Here is a 17,380-nt window from a genome sequence, read left to right as displayed (position 1 = left end):
CCCGTGCACGCGGAAACCTGGAAGACGGCGGCCTACCTCATCGCCGCCCTGCTGTTCGTGGCCAGCCTCGCCGGGCTCGCCAAGCACGAGACGTCCCGCCGCGGCCTCCGCTTCGGCATCGCCGGCATGGTGATCGCCTTGGTCGCGACCGCCGCCACCGCCCTCGGGGCCGCCTCCGGGCTCGGCATCACCCTGCTGCTGGTGGCGCTCGTGATCGGCGCGGCCATCGGCCTGTGGCGCGCGCGGGTGGTCGAGATGACCGGCATGCCCGAGCTGATCGCCCTGATGCACAGCTTCGTCGGCCTGGCCGCGGTGCTCGTCGGCTGGAACGGCTTCCTCGAAGTCGAAGCCGGCAGCACCGCCACCGAGCTGACGGGTTCGCTGCTGGGCATCCACCACGCCGAGGTCGTGATCGGCGTGTTCATCGGCGCGGTGACCTTCACCGGGTCGATCGTGGCCTACCTCAAGCTCTCGGCGCGGATCGCGTCCCAGCCGTTGCAGCTGCCCGGCAAGAACGTGCTCAACCTCGGCGCGCTGGTCGCTTTCGCCGTGCTGACCGTGTTCTTCGTGCTCAGCCCGGGCGTCTGGTTGCTGTCGGTGGTGACGCTGCTGGCGCTGCTGCTCGGCGTGCACCTGGTCGCCTCGATCGGCGGCGGGGACATGCCGGTGGTCGTCTCCATGCTCAACAGCTACTCGGGCTGGGCGGCCGCGGCGTCGGGCTTCCTGCTGGGCAACGACTTGCTGATCATCACGGGCGCACTCGTCGGCTCCTCGGGTGCGTACCTGTCCTACATCATGTGCAAGGCGATGAACCGGTCCTTCATCTCCGTGATCGCCGGTGGCTTCGGCGCGCCCGCGGCGACCGGGTCGGCGGAGGTGGCGGGCGAGCACCGCGAGGTCGACGCCGCCGGCGTGGCCGAGCTCCTCGCCGACGCCCGGTCGGTGATCATCACGCCCGGGTACGGCATGGCGGTCGCGCAGGCGCAGGGTCCGGTGGCGGACCTGACCCGGCGCCTGCGGGACCGGGGCGTCGAGGTCCGCTTCGGGGTGCACCCGGTCGCCGGGCGGCTGCCCGGGCACATGAACGTGCTGCTCGCCGAGGCCAAGGTGCCCTACGACATCGTGCTGGAGATGGACGAGATCAACGACGACTTCGCGGAGACCGACGTCGTCCTGGTCATCGGCGCCAACGACACGGTGAACCCGGCCGCGTCCGAGGACCCGGGCAGCCCGATCGCGGGCATGCCGGTGCTGCGGGTCTGGGAAGCGGGTGACGTGGTGGTGTTCAAGCGGTCCATGGCCACGGGCTACGCGGGCGTGCAGAACCCGTTGTTCTTCCGCGACAACAGCCAAATGCTCTTCGGCGACGCCAAGGACCGCGTCCAGGACATCCTGGCCGCGCTTCCCGCCCGGACCCCCGTGGGCTGACTGCCCGGTGCCGCGCCGCTTTCCGGGGCGGCGCGGCACCGGTCATCCGCCCGCGGCGAAGACGCTCAGCGGGTCGGTACGGGTCGGCGTCCAGCCCAGCTCGCGCTGCGCCTTCGCGGAAGTGAGCTGCTGGTCGAGCTGGAACGCGTCCGCGATCGGGCCCATCTGCTCGCGAGCCTGTTCGAGCGTGATCGAGGTCGTCTTCCCTGCCAGACCCGCGGCGCGGGAACAGGCTTCGGCGACCTCCTTGGCCGTCGGGTTGACCCCGCCCACGCCGAGGTACACCGACCCGGCCGGGGCCGACAGCGCGGCCACGTACAGCGTCGCGAGGTCGTCGAGGTGGATCAGAGCCCAGTGGTTGCCGCCGTCGCCGATGTAAGGAATCGCGCCGATTTCCTTGCCCGGCCGGACGAGGAAGAGGTCGATCAGGCGGTTGTCACCGCCGTAGAGCAGGCCCGGCTGGACGACGACCGGCCGGCCACCCTCGGCCGCCCGGGCCAGCACTGCGTCCTCGACCGGCTTGCGCCACGCGACGAGCGCGGGCGGGTTCCACGGCGCGGTTTCGTCGGCCACGCCGGCGGTGTCGCCGTAAACCCAGCTGCCCCCGGTGTGCACGTAGGTGCCACCGCCGACACCGTCCTGCATCGCCTTGGCGGCGGCCAGGTCTTCCGCCCCGCTGGTGGCTTGGGCGAGGTGGATCACCGCCTCGGCCCGAGCTGCGGCGTGGTTGAGGACCTCGAGGTCGGCCAGGCCCCCGCGGACGGCCTTTGCACCGGCCGCGACGACCTTCTCCGCCGCGCCTTCGCTGCGCGCAAGCGCTTCCACGGTGTGTCCGCGTCGAACCAGTTCGGCGACCGTCGCGCGGCCGATGTAGCCCGAACCGCCCGTGATGAAGACCCTCATCGCTGTCCTCTTTCCTGTCGAGTCGCTTTCCACCTTGACCCGCTCAGGCACCGGACGTCCAAGACCTGTTCCGCGCTCTGTGATGCCCGGAGGGCATCAGACCCGCTACTTGAACGCGGACACCCCGGTCAGCGCCCGGCCGATCGTCAGCTGGTGCACCTCGCTCGTCCCCTCGTAGGTGAGCACCGACTCGAGGTTGTTGGCGTGCCGCAACACCGGGTACTCCAGCGTGATGCCCGAGCCGCCCAGGATGGTGCGGCAGGTGCGGGCGATCTCGATCGCCTCGCGGACGTTGTTCAGCTTGCCGAGGCTGACCTGTTCGGGGTTGAGCGTGCCGGCGTCCTTGAGCCGGCCGAGGTGCAGGGCCAGCAACAGTCCTTTGTGGTATTCGAGGGCGCAGTCGGCCAGTTTCGCCTGCGTCAGCTGGAACCCGGAGATCGGCCGGTCGAACTGGACGCGGGTGCCGGCGTAGTCGAGGGTGGCTTCCAGGCAGTCGCGGGCCGCGCCGAGCGCGCCCCAGACGATGCCGAACCGCGCCTCGTCGAGGCAGCCCAGCGGTCCCGACAAACCGGCGGCCCCGGGAAGCATCGCGTCGGCGGGCAGGCGCACTTCGTCCAGTGTCAGCTCGGACGTCGTCGACGCGCGCAGCGACAGCTTGTGCGGCACGTCGGATGCCGCGAACCCGGGTGTGCCGCGGGGCACCAGGAAGCCGCGGATGCCGTCCTCGGTGCGGGCCCACACCGTGGCGACGTCGGCGACGCTGCCGTTGGTGATCCACATCTTGGTGCCGGTCAGCACCCAGTCGTCACCGTCGCGGACCGCGCGGGTGCGCATGCCGGCCGGGTTCGAGCCGAAGTCGGGTTCGGTCAGCCCGAAGCAGCCGATCGCGGTGCCCGCGGCCAGCCGGGGCAGCCACTCCCGCTTCTGTTGTTCGGAGCCGTACTTCCAGATCGAGAACATCGACAGCGATCCCTGCACGGACACGAAACTACGCAGCCCGCTGTCGCCCGCTTCGAGTTCGAGGCAGGCGAGTCCGTACGCGACGGCGCTGGAGCCGGTGCAGCCGTAGCCGGTGAGGTGCATGCCGAGCAGGCCGAGCGCCCCCATCTCCGGCGCCAGCTCGCGCGGGGAGATCCCTTGGTCGAACCACTCGCGGATGTGCGGCCGCACCTTGTCGGCCACAAAGGACCGGACGGTCTTGCGGATCATCCGCTCTTCGTCGTCGAGGAGGTGGTCGAAGCCGAGCAGGTCGGTGACATCGGTTCCAGGCATGGAGAATCAGGCTTTCTGTCGAGGTTCGGCCGTGGGGATCGAGGCGCACACGGCTTCGAGCGCGTGGTCGCGGTGCTCCCGGTGCAACCGGACGGCGTCGTCGACCCGGCCGGCGGCGACCGCGTCCATGATCGCCTTGTGCTCGACGTCGACCCGCTTTCGGTTACGGCTGCTGGAGAAGTAGACGAAGCGGTAGCGGTCGGTCGACTCCCACAGCACCCGGATCATCTGGGCCATGCGCGGCATCGTGGCCGCGTCGAAGACGGTGAAGTGGAAGCGGCGGTTCGCTTCGGTCAGCGCCGCGAGGTCTTCGCGGTCGTGCGCAGCCGCCATGTCGGCGATGGCCGTGCGCATCCGCTCGAGGTCGTCGTCACCGAGGATCGGGACGGCCCGGGTGATCGCTTCGGTCTCCAGCAGGTCGCGGATGCGGTAGGTCTCGACCAGCTCGTCGGCGCTGAGGGTGGCGACGAAGTAGCCGCGTCGCGGCTTGTAGACGACCTGGCCTTCGGCCTCCAGGGTCTGGAGGGCTTCCCGGATCGGCGGGACGCTCACCCCGAACTCGCGCGCCAGGACCTCCTGACGCAGCTGCATCCCGGACTCGAAGGCGCCGGTCGCGATCCGGTCGCGCAGCCAGCGCAGCGTCGCGTGCTGCACCGTGGTCAGTCCCGGCTCGCTTGGCACGGCTCTCACTCCCGGCTAGCATCGGATCGTAGATTTTCTAAAATCGTAGATTGTCCTCGCCCTCCCGGCAACCACCCCCGACCGAAGGCGGATCTCGCGTGAGCCCGAACGCCGACAGTGCCCGCACCCCGCCGCTGGACGGCCTGCTGGTCGCCGACTTCAGCCGGGTGCTGGCCGGTCCCCTGGCGTCGATGTACCTGGCCGACCTCGGCGCCACCGTCGTCAAGGTCGAACGCTCGGAGACCGGTGACGACACCCGCCGCTGGGGTCCGCCCTACGTCGGCGCGACCAGCACGTACTTCGCGAGCGTCAACCGCAACAAGCAGAGTCTCGACCTCGACCTCACCGATCCCGGCGACGCCGAGCTGGCCCGGCGGCTCGCCGCGCGCGCCGACGTCGTCATCGAGAACTTCCGGGTCGGCGCGCTCACCCGCTTCGGCCTCGACCCGGCCGCCGTGCGGGCCGCGAACCCGCGTGCGGTGTACTGCTCGATCTCCGGGTTCGGCAGCGGCGCCGGGGCCGACCTGCCGGGCTACGACTTCGTGGTCCAGGCCCTCGGCGGGCTGATGAGCATCACCGGACAGCCCGGCGCCGAGCCGACGAAGGTCGGCGTCGCCGTGGTCGACGTCCTGACCGGCCTGCACGCCACCATCGCCATCCAGGCCGCGCTCCGCGAACGCGACCGCTCCGGCCTCGGCCAGCACGTCGAGGTGAACCTGCTGTCGAGCCTGCTGTCGTCGTTGGTCAACCAGGGCAGCGCGTACGTCAACGGCGGCGGTGTCCCGGGCCCGATGGGCAACCGGCACCCCAGCATCGCGCCCTACGAAACCCTCGCGACCAAGGACGGCAGCCTCGCCGTCGCCATCGGCAACGACCGCCAGTTCGCCACCATGGCCGCCGTGCTGGGCCGGCCCGGGCTCGCCGAGGACCCGGCGTTCGCCACCAACCACGACCGGGTGCTCAACCGCGCCGAGCTGATCCCGGCGCTGGAGGCGCTCCTGCGTGACCGGACCACCGCCGAATGGACCGCGGAGTTCCGCGCGCGGGGCCTGCCGTGCGGCAAGGTCAACGACCTCGCCGAGGCCATCGGCTTCGCGACCGAGCTGGGCCTGGACCCGGTGGTCACCCTGCCGGACGGTGAATCCGGCATCGCCACCCTCGCCAGCCCGCTGCGGCTGCACGACACGCCCGTCCGGTACCACCGGGCACCGCCGGCCCTCGGCGCCGACTCGGCGGAGCTGCGGGCGTGGCTGGCCGACGCCGAAGCGCCCCGGCTACCGGATCGCCGCTGACCAGCCCCGAAGTGCGATGATCGGAACGGGCCCGGACAGAAGCGGAGGTCCGACGTGGACTTCGACCTGCGGAAGCTGAGGTACTTCGTCGCGGTCGCCGAAGAACTTCACTTCGGGCGGGCCGCCGCGCGGCTGCACATCGCCCAGCCCGCGCTGTCCCGCCAGATCCGCGCCCTCGAAGACGACCTGAAGACTCCCCTGTTCGTGCGGGACCGCCGCAGCACCACCCTCACCGGCGCGGGCGAACAGCTGCTCGAAGACGCCCGCGGCCTGCTTGCCGCCGCCGAGGCGGTGCACCGCCGAGTCAGCGCGGCGGCGTCCGCCAAGCCCGTGCTCACCGTCGGGTTCATGCCGGGCATCGTCGTCACGCCCGCGGTGCGGCTGCTCGCCGACCGGCGCCCGGAGCTGGGCGTCCGGCTGCTGCGCACCAGCTGGCACGACCAGGTCGAAGTCCTGCACGACGGCCGCGTCGACGTCAGCATCGTCCGGCTGCCGATCGACCGGCGCGGGCTCACCGTGCACCCCCTGTTCGAGGAGCCGCGGGTCGTCGCCGTGCCGGCCGGGCACCGGCTGGCCGGCAAGGAGTCCGTCTCGGTCACCGAACTCGCCGACGAGCACCTGCTGCAGGACCCCGACGCCGTTCCGGAGTGGCGCGACATCGCGCTCGAGCTGCGGGACGGCGATCGAGCGGAAGTACCGGGCATTCACAGCGTCGAGGAAAAGCTGGAGCTGGTCGCCGCCGGCGCGGGGATCAGCGTCATCCCGCTGTCGACCGCCACGTTCTACACGCGGCCGGACGTGGTCACCATCCCCGTGGCCGACATCGGCCCGAACCGCGTGTGCCTCGCCTGGCTCGCGGCCCGGCGATCGGCCCTGATCGACGCGTTCGCCGAAGCGGCCGCGAGCTTGGCGCCTCAGCCCGGCTGACGCGCATCGCGCACGCGGAGTGCGCGGGAACTCCGCTTCGAACAGCCGCATGAGCACCACCGGCACCCGATCCAGGCCCAGGTGCCTCGACGTCGCCGGCCGGCGCAGCTCCCCCGGCCCGTGCACCGATCAGGTTTGCCCGCCCCGCCCGTCTGTACCTGTGAGATCGACTCACGAGAGGCTGAAACGGATGCGGAAACTGATCTTCGGCATGAACGTGACCCTGGACGGCTACATCGCCGCGCCGGGCGACGACATCGGGTGGAGCGGGCCGCCGAGCGACGAGCTCTTCCAGTGGTGGCTCGACCAGGAGCGGGCGAGCGAACTGACGCTGTACGGGCGCAAGCTGTGGGAAGCGATGAGCTCCTACTGGCCGACCGGCGACCAGCAGCCCGACGCGACGCCGGCCCAGATCGAGTTCGCGCGCAACTGGCGGGACACGCCGAAGGTCGTGTTCTCCTCGACGATCGACAAGGTCGATTGGAACACCCGCCTGGTCACCGGCGACGCGGTCGCCGAGATCACCCGGCTCAAGGCCGAAGACGGCGGCCCGATGCGCGTCGGCGGCGCGATGCTCGCCGGGGCCGCCATGCGGGCCGGGCTGGTCGACGAGTACGCCATCGCCACCCACCCGGTCCTGGTGGGCGGCGGCACGCCGTTCCTCTCGGCCGTGGACAGCTGGGTGAACCTGAACCTGGTGGAGACGCGGGGGCTTCCCGGCGGCGTCGTGCTGACCCGCTACGAGACGAGGCGATGAGCGCGGTGTGAAGCGCGAGCCTGCCCCCGATCACCGGGTCGGGGGCAGGCCCAGCCACGTCTGGCCGGTCACCTCGAAGCCGGTCAGCTCCGCGATCTTCCCGTCGACGACGCGCAGGACCGCGATGTTCAACAGCCGGTACTCCGGGTCGTCGGGGGTGCGCCGGTACAGCGCGGCGGCGGGCATGCGGTTGACCGTCGTGGCGATGCCGCGCCAGTCGTCGTAGCCGCGCCCGAAGAGCCCGCCGGCGACCCAGCCCTCCACCGCGTCCTCGGCCCCCACGGTCACGGTGCCCGGGTCGGGCAGCATCGCGAAGCGCAGGTCGTCACGCAGCAGGGCCGTCAGCCCGTCGAGGTCGTTGCGCTCGTGGGCGTCGATGTACGACTTCACCACGCCACGCTCGTCGTCCGACAGCTCGTGGGTGGCGGGGCTCCGCCAGTCGAGACGGCGGCCGGACAGCTGCTCGCGCATGGTCACCCGGGCCCGCTGCACCGCGCTGGTCACCGACGCGGCGGTCAGCTCGAGGGCGCCGGCGGTCGTGGACGTGGGCCAGCCGAGGACGTCACGCAGGATGAACACCGCCCGCTGCCGCGGCGGCAGGTGCTGGACGGCGACGATGAACGCCAGCTCGATCGTCTCGCGCGCCACCGCCGATTCCTGCGGGTCCGCGGGGAGCATCCGATCGGGGTACGGCTGAAGGTGCGGCACCTCCAGCCCGGCCGGCACCGGGGTGCGGTCGTTGCGCTTCTCCAGGAAGTCGAGGCAGGCGTTCGTCGCGATCCGGTACAGCCAGGTGCGCAGCGCGGCGTCGCCCTTGAACGACTCCCGCCCGCGCCACGCCCGCAGGAACGTCTCCTGCGTCAGGTCCTGGGCGTCCTCGAAGTTCGCGAGCATCCGGTAGCAATGCACCTGCAGCTCACGCCGGTGGCGCTCGGTGAGGAGCGCGAACGTGGCCTCGTCGGCGCCCAGCGGCCTGGCGTCGGTCATGGTCGTCGATCCTTTCACCGGTGCGAGGCGGGCACCAGAACCGACGACCGGCACGTCAACCGTTGCGCAGGCGCTACAACTCCGCCCGCACCCGGTCTTCAGCCGGATCCGGCGCGGGCAGGCGGCCGGCGGACCGAGCGTGCCGGACCGCCGCGATCGTGCACCCCCCGGCGGCCGCCGCGCAGGCCACCGCGATCTCCCACGCCCAGCGGACGTGCATGGTGAGGGCCAGGTAGAGCTGGATGCCGGCGACGATCGCGTACGTCACCGCCAGCGCTCGCCACGTGGCCTCGCGGTGCATCAGGCACTTCTCCTGGTTTTCATGGTTGCTCAATCGCTTCACGAGGCAGACCGGTTACACACGGCTCGTTGCACCATTCGTGTGAGGGCCGTATCCCCACCCCGACACGCTGAACCTGTGCTCTCGGCGGCCAGGGGGGTCGGGATGCTGGAACGCGACGTCGAAGTGAGCGTGCTGGACGGCGCCCTGCGCCAGGCGGCAGCCGGGCACGGCGGGGTCGTCGTGCTCGAGGCGGCGGCCGGGCTGGGCAAGACGGCTTTGCTCCGCCACACCCGGGAAGCGGCGCGGGACGCGGGCTGCACGGTGCTGTCGGCGTGCGGCGCCGAGCTCGAGCGGGACTTCACGTTCGGCGCGATCCACCAGCTGTTCGGCCCGGTGCTGGCCACGGCGAGCACCGACCGGCTCTTCACCGGGGCCGCGAGTGCCGCCGCCTGCCTGTTCTCCCCCGCCGGCGAGCCGCCGCACTCACTGCACCCGCTGCTGAACGGGCTGTACTGGCTGCTGGTCAACCTCGCCGGAGCCGCACCGGTCGTCGTGCTCGTGGACGACGTGCAGTGGCTGGACCTGCCGTCGGCGCGGTACCTCGGGTTTCTCGCGCGGCGCTTGGCCGACGTCCCGGTCCTCCTGGTCGTGGCGAGCCGGACCGGCGAGGGAGACGGCAGTCCGCTCGACGACCTCCTGACCGCCGGTGACACCCGGCTGCTGGAGCCGAAGGCCCTCAGCGAAACCGCCGTCGGGCAGCTGATCCGGCCGGCGTTCGGCCGGGACGCCGCGGCGGAGTTCCGTGGCGCCTGCCACGCCGCCACCGGCGGAAACCCGCTGCTGGTCCGCGAGCTGGTCCGGGTGCTGGTCGCCGACGGCGTCGAGCCGGACGCGGAGGCGGCCGAGGCCGTCACCGCCGCCGGTCCCGGCGCGCTGCGCCGGCACCTGGTCGCTCGCCTCCGCCGCCGCCCGGCCGCCGTGCAGGCCGTGGCGTCCGCGGTCGCCGTGCTCGGTGACGGCGCGGACCTGCGCTGGGTGAGCCGGCAGGCCGGGCTTTCCGCGCCCGCGGCGGCCACCGCCGTCGAAACCCTGGTCCGCCAAGGGTTCTTCGAGGACGCGGACCCACCCGTGTTCGTGCACGCCGTGGTCCGGGAGGTGGTGTTGTCCCGGTTGCCGTTCGCCGAACGCAGCGCGCAGCACGAGCGGGCGGCCGCGGTGCTGACCGAAGCCGGCCTGCCGGCCGAACGCGTCGCCTCGCACTTGCTGAAGACCATTCCCGCCGGGGACCCGGCCCGGGTGCACACCCTGCTCGCGGCGGCCGGGGAAGCCCGGGCCCAGGGCTCGCCGGACAACGCGGCGGTCTACCTGCGACGGGCGTTGCGCGAGCCACCGCCCCCGGAGCTGCGCTCGGAGGTGAACCGGCTGCTGGGCAACTGCGAGATCCACCGGCTCGCCCCCGCCGAAGCCGAAACGCACCTGCGGCTGGCGTTGTCCCTCGCCGACACCCCCGTGCAGCGGGTGCTGGGCGCCTACAGCCTCGCGCGGGTGCGCAACGCCCGCGGGGCGACGGACGAGGCGGTCGAACTGCTGGCCGGCGCCGTCGGCGACCTGCCGTCCGATGTGCCCGCCGAGATGGCGGCGGAGCTGGAGGCCGAGCTGGTCGGCGTCGCCCGCGCGGACATCGGGTCACGAGCCCGGTTGCTCACGCACCTCGACTCGTTCTGCCGGCGCCCGCGCCGGTCGCCGGCCATCGCGGACGCCCAGCTGTCGATGGAGTCGATCCTGGCGGGCCGCCCGGCGGAGGAGGCCGTCGACCTGGCGAGGCGGGCCCTGGCCGGCGACCGGCTGAGCCCGGACCGGACGGCGGTCTGGGCGGCGGTGCAGACCCTCGTCGTCGCGGATCTGCTGACCGAAGCCGAACGGCACCTCGACCGGGTCCTGGCCACCGCGGTCCGGCGCGGCCTCCTGTTCCCCCTCGCCTTCACCCGGGGTTTCCTGGCCCGCGTCGCGCTCCTGCGCGGGGATCTCACCTCGGCCGCCGACCACGTCGAGCAGGGGCACGCGGTCGTCAGCTCGCCCGACTTCGCCGCCCCGGCGCTGGAAGCGGTCACCGCGCACCTGCTGATCGAAGCGGGCCGGCCGGCCGACGCCGACCGCGTGATCCGCGAAAGCGTGCTGCCCGACGGCGCCGAGCCGCGCACCGGGCCGGACCTGTGGCTGCTCGACGCCCGCACCCGGTTGCGCGCCGTCCAGGACGACCCGCGGGCGATGCTGGCCGACGCCCGGACCTGCGAGCGGTCCTACCGGAGGTGGGGCGCGACGCTGATGCTGGACGTGCCGTGGCGGCTGCGCGCCGCCGACGCCCACCGCCGGCTCGGGGACCGCGCGCGGGCCGGCGACCTCGTGGCCGAGCAGCTGCGCATCGCCCGGTCGTTCGGCGTCGCCCGCCACGTGGGCACCGCGTTGCGCGGCGCGGCCGCCCTCGCCGCGACCCCGGCCGACGCCCACCGGTTGCTGGCCGAGTCGGCCGACCTGCTGGCGCACGGCCCGGCCGGGCTCGAGCTGGCGAGGACGTTGACCCAGCTGGGCAGCCGGCTGGTCGAGGACGGCGACCGCGCCGCGGGGCGGGCGGCGCTGGGCCGCGCCGCCGAGGTGGCTTCGCGGTGCGGAGCGACAGCGTTGTCCGAACGGATCGCCCGGGCGCTGGGCAGCCGCGCCGGCCCGCGTTCGCGCGGGGGCGCCGGATTCACCCCCGCGGAACGCCAGGTCGTCGACCTCGCCACCACCGGCTCGACCAACCGGCAGATCGCCGAACGGCTCTACCTCAGCGAAAAGACCGTCGAGGCGCACCTCAGCAACGCCTACCGCAAGGCGGGTGTCCGGTCGCGGACGCAGCTCGCGGCGCGCCTGGCCGGTCAGGGGGCGAAGGACGACTGCTGACCGGTCTGCCGGCACTGCAGCGTGTACTTGAACGGCAGGTTCGTGTCGTCGTAGGTGCCGCTCACGACGTACTTCTTGCCCACCTGCGGCCGCGGCTTGGTGAAGACACCGCACCGCAGGCCCTGGACGTCGGGGCCGTTGAGGGTGATGTCCCCGATGCCGGCGCCGTTCAGCATCGGCTCACCGGTGGGGTCCATGACGTTGACGTCCTGGATGGTCCGGGTGACCTGCACCTTGTCCAGGACCGGCCGCGGCGCGTTCAGGATCCGCGAGCTCCGCGATGTGCCGAGCACGGTCGCCTTCGGCACCGGCGCGGTGTGGATCTTGTCGGCGATGTCCTTGCCCAGGTACTTCTGGACGGGTTCTTCGGCGTACCGGATGTAGGTGTCGTAGTTCATCGTCAGGGTGAGGCCCGCGGCCTTGACGTCGAACTCCTCGTAGGTCGAGGAAACGAAGAGGCTCCGCCAGTCGTCGATGACGTGCGTCATCGAGTAGTAGCAGACCGCCCACTGGATCTGGCTGTCGTCGGTCCGCACGTTCGGCCCCACGCTCAGCCCGGTGTCCGTGGTGCTCTTGGCGACGTGGCTCCACCAGAAGTTCATGAAGTCCGACACGCCCGGATCCGACGCGTTGCCGAGCAGCTCGTTGAGGGTCGACCATTCGGCGGCGGCCGCCGGGCCCAGGTAGAGGGTCATGATCGAGCCCATGATGGCCGAAAGGTTGAGCGAACCGCTGTGCGTGGAATCGTTGACCTGGACGTTCTTGTCGCCGGAGATCTCCACGAAATCGGCATACTTGGAGATCGCCGCGGTCAGGGATTCGTACCATTCCTGACTGCCGTACAGGCTCGGATCGGTGATGTCCAGCCCGTTCTGCTGCGCGATCGCCTTCGCGACCGTCTGCACGTAGAGGTGGGCTTCGCTCGCCGCCCGCACCCAGTCGCTCGGCAGGTCCGACGAGTTCAGGGTCAGGCTGTCGTCGACCGAAGTCATCGAGGCCGGGGTCGCGCTCTGCAAAGTGAACAAGGGAAGTCCTTTCCGCGAGGAACCGGCGGATCCGCCGGTGCACCCGAAGTTACGAGCGCGCCCCGGCCTGCCGCATTGGGGAAATCCCTCGGGTGCGGACTTCAGGGAAATCCCTGTGCCGCCCACCGGCTGACAGTCCAAAGAGGACTCATCGCTGTCATCGATTCGTAAGGAACCGACCGGCCGCCGTGGGCTAACGTCGAAAGAACGACCCCGGCGAAATCCGGGGAAAACGGGAACCGAGGGGGAATCCGGTGATGGGGCAGGCACACGTCCTCGACGTCGACGGCGTCGACATCCCAGGTGAAGGCGCGAAGCTGCGGGACAGCGGTTCCGCCGTGCGGGTGGAGCTTCCCGGCGGTGTCCTCGCCTGGGCGGTCCCCCACGTCGACACGCTGAAGTCGCTGCTCACCGACAGCCGGGTGTCCAAGGATCCCCGGCAGCACTGGTCCGCGTGGAAAGCCGGGCGGATCGCCCCGGACTGGCCGTTGCGGCTGTGGGTGTCGGTCCAGAACATGTTCACCGCCTACGGCGCCGACCACCGGCGCCTGCGCTCCCTCGTCGCCGCCGGCTTCACCGCCAAGCGGACGCTCGAGCTGAAGCCGTCGATCGAGCGCATCACCGCCGGTCTGCTCGACGAGCTCGCCGCGGCGGGCCCGGAAGCCGACCTGCGCGCCGGGTTCGCCTACCCGCTGCCGGTCGAAGTCATCTGCCGGCTCTTCGGCGTGGCCGACGAGGAACGCGCGGGACTGCGCCGCGTGGTCGACACCGTCTTCGACACCACCACTTCCCCCGAAGCCGCGCAGGCCAACGGCGAGGACATGTACCGCATCCTCACCGGGCTGGCCGACCGCAAGCGCGCCGAGCCGGGTGACGACCTGACGACCGCGGTCCTGCAGGCCGGCGCCGAGCGGTTCGGGAAGCTCTCCGACGCCGAAGTCGTCGACACGCTGATCCTGCTGCTGACCGCGGGCCACGAAACCACGGTGAACCTGCTGGACCAGGCGATCACCGCGCTGCTGACCCACCCGGCGCAGCTCGCCCTGGTGCGCTCGGGGGAACGCACCTGGAGCGACGTCGTCGAGGAGGCCCTGCGCTGGCAGGCCCCGGTCGCCTACCTGCCGTTGCGGTACGCGGTCGCCGACATCGACCTGGGCGACGTGCTGATCCCGGAAGGCGACGCGATCCTCGCGGCCTACGCGGCGGCCGGCCGCGACCCGGCGGCCTACGGCGCGACCGCGGACGAGTTCGACCTGACCAGGGAAGTGAAGCAGCACTTGGCGTTCGGACACGGCGTCCACCACTGCCTCGGGGCGCCGCTGGCCCGGTTGGAAGCCACGATCGCCCTGCGGGCGCTGTTCGAACGGTTCCCGCAGCTGGCCTTCGCGCGCCCCGCGGACCAGCTCGAGCCGATGGGGTCTTTCCTGTCCAACGGGCATCGCGAGCTACCGGTGCGGCTCGGCCCGAGCTGAGGGGCTCAAAGCCAGCCGTTGTCTTCGGCGAGGCGAGCAGCTTCGGCACGGGTGCGCGCTGCTGTCTTGCTGATGGCCGAAGGCCCGAGCTGAGCACCGGGACTGGCCTCAAAGCCAGCCATTGTCCTCAGCCAAGCGAGCAGCTTCAGCACGAGTGCGCGCCTCGGTCTTCCCGATGGCCGAAGACAAATGATTGCGCACCGTGCCGGCGGTGAGGCCGAGCGCTTTCGCGATGTCGGCGACCGTGCCGCCTTCCGCCGTCGCGCGGAGCACGTCGGCTTCGCGGTCGGTCAGCGGGCTGGTGCCGATCGCGAGGGATTCCGCCGCCAGGGCCGGATCGATGAACCGGAGCCCGGCGTGTACCCGGCGGATCGCGTTGAGCAGCTGCTCGGGCCGGGAGTCCTTGACCACGAACCCGGCCGCGCCCGCGGCCATCGCGCGGGCGAGGTAGCCGGGCCGGCTGAACGTCGTGCAGATCAGCACGCGGCACGAAGGCAGCGCGTGCCGCAGCTCGGCGGTGACCGCCAGCCCGTCGCGGCCGGGCATCTGCACGTCGAGGAGCGCGAGGTCCGGGTTCGTGCGCCGGGCGGCCGGGACGACCTCGGTGCCGGAGCCGGCCTCGGCCACGACGTCGATGTCGGGTTCGAGGCGCAGCATCGACGCCAGCGCGCCGCGGACGAGGGCCTGGTCGTCGGCCAGCAGGACGCGGATCACGCCACCGCCCCCTCGGCACGTGCGAACACCCGGTAGCCGCCGCCCGGGCCGCGGCCGTGCTCGAGGTGGCCGGAGATCGCGGCCAGGCGTTCGGTGAGGCCGGTGAGCCCGTGCCCGGCCGCCGGCGCGCCGGTGACCGTGCCGTCGTCGGTGACCTCGACCCACCCGGGGCCGACGCGGACGCGGCAGTGTCCCGCGTCGGAGTGCCGCAGCACGTTGGTGACCGCTTCGCGGACGACGTAGCCGAAGACGCCGTGCAGCTCCGGCTGGACGTCGTCGACCGACGCGGGCAGCTCGGCCTGCACCCCCGCCGCGCGCAACGCCAGCCGGGCACCCGAAAGCTCGGCGGCCAGCGACACCTCGCGGTACCCCGAGACGGTCGCGCGCACGTCGGAAAGCGACTGGTGGCACAGGGTTTCGAGGTCACGCACCTCGGCCAGGGCGGGTGTGGTGTCCGCGGCCGTTTCGAGGATCCGGCGGGCGAGGCCGAGTTTCACCGCCATCGTCGAGAGGTTGTGGCCGAGGATGTCGTGCAGCTCGCGGGCGACGCGTTCGCGTTCGGAGTCCACCGCCAGCCGCCGGATCTGCGCCCGCGCGGCGTCCAGGTGGCCGACGGTGAACGTCAGCGCGAACACCGTGCCCACCGCCGCGGTGACTCCGCCGAGCGCGGCCACCTGACTCCAGTTCACCTGCCCGGACGCGGCCCGCATCCACGCGAGCTGGCCGGCCGCGGTGGCGAACCCGAGCGGGACGGAGAAGCGCAGCGGCAGCAGCATCAGGCCCATCGCGATGGCGAAGGTCAGGTCGGTCAGGTAGTCCGGCGAACCGAAGAGCAGGGCCGGCGTGCCGCCGAAGGCGAACAGCGCGGCGACGATCACCACACGCTGCCGCCGCGGCGCGGAAGGCCCGTGCCACAGCGCGAAGAGGTAGCAGGCGCTGTAGACGCCGAGGGCGACGAGCGCGAAGGCCGTGCGCGGGCCGCTCCGCTCGTCGACGATCACGGCGGCCCGTGGGATCAGCACCAGCAGCGCGAGGCCGTTCACGACGACGGGCACCACCCGGCGCCGCCGGTCCGCCCAGAAGCTCCAGTCCGGCCACTGCCGGACGGAGAACCGGCCGGGATCACGCTCACTCACCGCCTCACCCTAAGCACCGGGAGCGCGAGCCGCCCCATGACAGATGGCACGGGCCGCTCCGGCCCGGCGGTGATCCGCTGGAGACATGGAACCGATGAAGAGGATCTTGCCCGCCGCGCTCGCCGCGGCAGCGGTGGTGTCGGGGGTGTCGGCGGCCGCCGCGACGGACCGGGTGCCGCTGACGTGGGGAGCGTGCCCGGCCGACGTCGCCAAGCCCGGGCTGCAGTGTTCGACCCTCGAAGTGCCGCTGGACTACCACCACCCGGAGGGGCGGAAGATCAGTGTCGCGCTTTCGCGGCTGAAGAGCGCGAACCCCGCCCAGCGCCGGGGCGTCCTGCTGGTCAACCAGGGCGGGCCCGGCTTGACCGGCCTGGACTTCCCGGCGGCCCTCGTGGCCTCGGGGCTGCCGCAGCCGGTGCGGGACGCCTACGACGTGATCGGGTTCGACCCGCGCGGGGTCGGCCACAGCACCCCGGTGACCTGCGACATGACGCCGGAGCAGCGCGACAAGAGCGTGAACCCACCCTTCCCGCACGGTCCCGAGGACGTGGCGAAGGCGGCTGAGGCCGCGAAGACCGTCGCCCGGCAGTGCTTCGCGGCGGAGACGGCGGCGCTGCTGCCGTTCATCACCACCGCGAACACCGCGCGGGACATGGACCGGGTCCGGGCGGCGCTGGGCGAGCCGAAGGTGTCGTACTACGGCGATTCGTACGGGACCTACCTCGGCGCCGTGTACACGACACTGTTTCCGCAGCGCAGCGACCGCGTCGTCCTGGACAGCAGCCTGGGGCCGGAGGGCTACGACGTCGAGGCGCTGCGGAGCCAGGGACTCGGGTTCGAAACCCGGTTCCCCGACTTCGCGAAGCTCGCCGCGGCCGACCCGGCGAAGTACGGCCTGGGCAGCACTCCGGCGGCGGTGCGGGCGAAGTACTTCGAGCTCGCCGAGCGGCTGGACCGGGCTCCCGTGCCGGGCTACGACGGCACGACGTTCCGCACGATCACCGCGGCCCTGCTCCGCTCGGACACCACGCTGCCCGCGCTCGCCGCGCTGTGGCACCAGCTCGACGTGAACGAGCCGAAGCCCGCGGCGGCCGCGGCCGGCGGGGACAACTTCGCGACGAGCTACCTCGCCGTGGTGTGCGGCGATTCGCGGTGGCCCCAGGCGGTGCGGACCTACCAGCGCAACGTCGAGGTCGACCGGGTCCGTTACCCGATGTATGGCCCCTACGCGGCCAACATCCGCCCGTGCGCGTTCTGGCCGGCGCCGGCGGAGCCGCGGGTGCGGATCACCGGCGACGGCCCGGCGAACGTGCTGATGCTGCAGAACCTGCGCGACCCGGCCACCCCGATGCCCGGTGCCCTCCGCCTGCGCGCGGCGTTCGGCGACCGGGCCCGGCTGGTCACGGCCGACCAGGGCGGCCACGTGGCCTACCTCAACGGCGCGAACCAGTGCGGCAACGACGCCGTCAGCGACTACCTCGCCACCGGTCACCGCCCGGCCCGCGACACCTTCTGCCGGGCCTGAACGGTTCCTGGGTCCGGGTCGCCGGCCGGTCGGGGCAC

General features: G+C 72.2%; 15 protein-coding genes. 7 read left to right on the top strand and 8 right to left on the bottom strand.

Going from position 1 to position 17,380, the window contains the following annotated elements; translation table 11 throughout:
- Positions 1 to 3: 3 nt before the first annotated feature.
- Positions 4 to 1,428 (top strand): Re/Si-specific NAD(P)(+) transhydrogenase subunit beta, encoded by a 1,425-nt coding sequence (gene pntB / locus M8542_RS09430; protein WP_257919652.1) that lies wholly within the window; start codon positions 4 to 6, stop codon positions 1,426 to 1,428.
- Positions 1,429 to 1,470: 42 nt separating this feature from the next.
- Here the strand turns inward: pntB and M8542_RS09425 are convergent, their stop codons facing one another.
- From M8542_RS09425 to M8542_RS09415, 3 genes are all read right to left on the bottom strand, one after another.
- A complete protein-coding gene (locus M8542_RS09425) occupies positions 1,471 to 2,331 on the bottom strand; it encodes an NAD-dependent epimerase/dehydratase family protein (protein ID WP_257919651.1) in 861 nt (286 codons plus the stop codon).
- 105 nt (positions 2,332 to 2,436) lie between these two features.
- Positions 2,437 to 3,603 (bottom strand): acyl-CoA dehydrogenase family protein, encoded by a 1,167-nt coding sequence (locus tag M8542_RS09420; RefSeq protein WP_257919650.1) that lies wholly within the window; start codon positions 3,601 to 3,603, stop codon positions 2,437 to 2,439.
- A gap of 6 nt (positions 3,604 to 3,609) precedes the next feature.
- Complete coding sequence (locus M8542_RS09415; protein ID WP_257919649.1) at positions 3,610 to 4,293, bottom strand: GntR family transcriptional regulator; 684 nt, start codon at positions 4,291 to 4,293, stop codon at positions 3,610 to 3,612.
- A gap of 89 nt (positions 4,294 to 4,382) precedes the next feature.
- Here M8542_RS09415 and M8542_RS09410 point away from each other — a divergent pair, with 89 nt between their 5' ends.
- The 3 genes from M8542_RS09410 to M8542_RS09400 all read left to right on the top strand — a co-directional run bounded on the left by M8542_RS09410 (position 4,383) and on the right by M8542_RS09400 (position 7,260).
- The gene (locus tag M8542_RS09410; protein ID WP_257919648.1) at positions 4,383 to 5,576 is read left to right on the top strand and encodes a CaiB/BaiF CoA transferase family protein; all 1,194 of its coding nucleotides are present in this window, start codon (positions 4,383 to 4,385) and stop codon (positions 5,574 to 5,576) included.
- 54 nt (positions 5,577 to 5,630) lie between these two features.
- Entirely contained in the window at positions 5,631 to 6,503 is an 873-nt protein-coding gene (locus M8542_RS09405; RefSeq protein ID WP_257919647.1) for a LysR family transcriptional regulator, read from the top strand.
- Between the two features lie 190 nt (positions 6,504 to 6,693).
- Positions 6,694 to 7,260: a dihydrofolate reductase family protein gene (locus M8542_RS09400; RefSeq protein ID WP_257919646.1), complete on the top strand. Its 567-nt coding sequence runs from the start codon at positions 6,694 to 6,696 to the stop codon at positions 7,258 to 7,260.
- 30 nt (positions 7,261 to 7,290) lie between these two features.
- On the opposite strand, the gene M8542_RS09395 is transcribed toward M8542_RS09400, so the two are convergent.
- Positions 7,291 to 8,247, bottom strand: a complete 957-nt coding sequence (locus M8542_RS09395) for an RNA polymerase subunit sigma-70 (RefSeq protein ID WP_257919645.1) — start codon at positions 8,245 to 8,247, stop codon at positions 7,291 to 7,293.
- Between the two features lie 73 nt (positions 8,248 to 8,320).
- Positions 8,321 to 8,581 (bottom strand): hypothetical protein, encoded by a 261-nt coding sequence (locus M8542_RS09390; protein WP_257919644.1) that lies wholly within the window; start codon positions 8,579 to 8,581, stop codon positions 8,321 to 8,323.
- A gap of 111 nt (positions 8,582 to 8,692) precedes the next feature.
- On the opposite strand from M8542_RS09390, the gene M8542_RS09385 reads away from it, so the two are divergent.
- On the top strand, positions 8,693 to 11,470 hold the full coding sequence (locus M8542_RS09385) for an ATP-binding protein (protein ID WP_257919643.1): 2,778 nt from the start codon (positions 8,693 to 8,695) through the stop codon (positions 11,468 to 11,470).
- Here the strand turns inward: M8542_RS09385 and M8542_RS09380 are convergent.
- The gene (locus tag M8542_RS09380) at positions 11,446 to 12,495 is read right to left on the bottom strand and encodes a hypothetical protein (protein ID WP_257919642.1); all 1,050 of its coding nucleotides are present in this window, start codon (positions 12,493 to 12,495) and stop codon (positions 11,446 to 11,448) included. The two genes, M8542_RS09385 and M8542_RS09380, sit on opposite strands and share 25 nt — an antisense overlap.
- 257 nt (positions 12,496 to 12,752) lie before the next feature.
- Between M8542_RS09380 and M8542_RS09375 the strand changes: the two genes are divergently transcribed.
- The gene (locus M8542_RS09375; protein ID WP_257919641.1) at positions 12,753 to 13,967 is read left to right on the top strand and encodes a cytochrome P450 family protein; all 1,215 of its coding nucleotides are present in this window, start codon (positions 12,753 to 12,755) and stop codon (positions 13,965 to 13,967) included.
- Between the two features lie 108 nt (positions 13,968 to 14,075).
- Here M8542_RS09375 and M8542_RS09370 read toward each other — a convergent pair whose 3' ends face one another.
- Both M8542_RS09370 and M8542_RS50305 read right to left on the bottom strand, forming a co-directional pair.
- Complete coding sequence (locus M8542_RS09370) at positions 14,076 to 14,681, bottom strand: response regulator transcription factor (RefSeq protein ID WP_257919640.1); 606 nt, start codon at positions 14,679 to 14,681, stop codon at positions 14,076 to 14,078.
- The gene (locus M8542_RS50305) at positions 14,678 to 15,817 is read right to left on the bottom strand and encodes a sensor histidine kinase (RefSeq protein WP_257919639.1); all 1,140 of its coding nucleotides are present in this window, start codon (positions 15,815 to 15,817) and stop codon (positions 14,678 to 14,680) included. The genes M8542_RS09370 and M8542_RS50305 overlap by 4 nt, the downstream gene beginning before the upstream one ends.
- Before the next feature lie 94 nt (positions 15,818 to 15,911).
- Between M8542_RS50305 and M8542_RS09360 the strand changes: the two genes are divergently transcribed.
- Positions 15,912 to 17,342, top strand: coding sequence for an alpha/beta hydrolase (locus M8542_RS09360; protein WP_257919638.1), 1,431 nt, complete (start codon positions 15,912 to 15,914; stop codon positions 17,340 to 17,342).
- The last annotated feature ends 38 nt before the right edge of the window (positions 17,343 to 17,380 follow it).

The sequence above is a fragment of the Amycolatopsis iheyensis genome (assembly GCF_024703995.1).
Classification (GTDB): domain Bacteria; phylum Actinomycetota; class Actinomycetes; order Mycobacteriales; family Pseudonocardiaceae; genus Amycolatopsis; species Amycolatopsis iheyensis.
The sequence above is the reverse complement of the archived record's forward strand: the minus strand, read 5'-3'. Positions and strand labels throughout refer to the sequence as shown.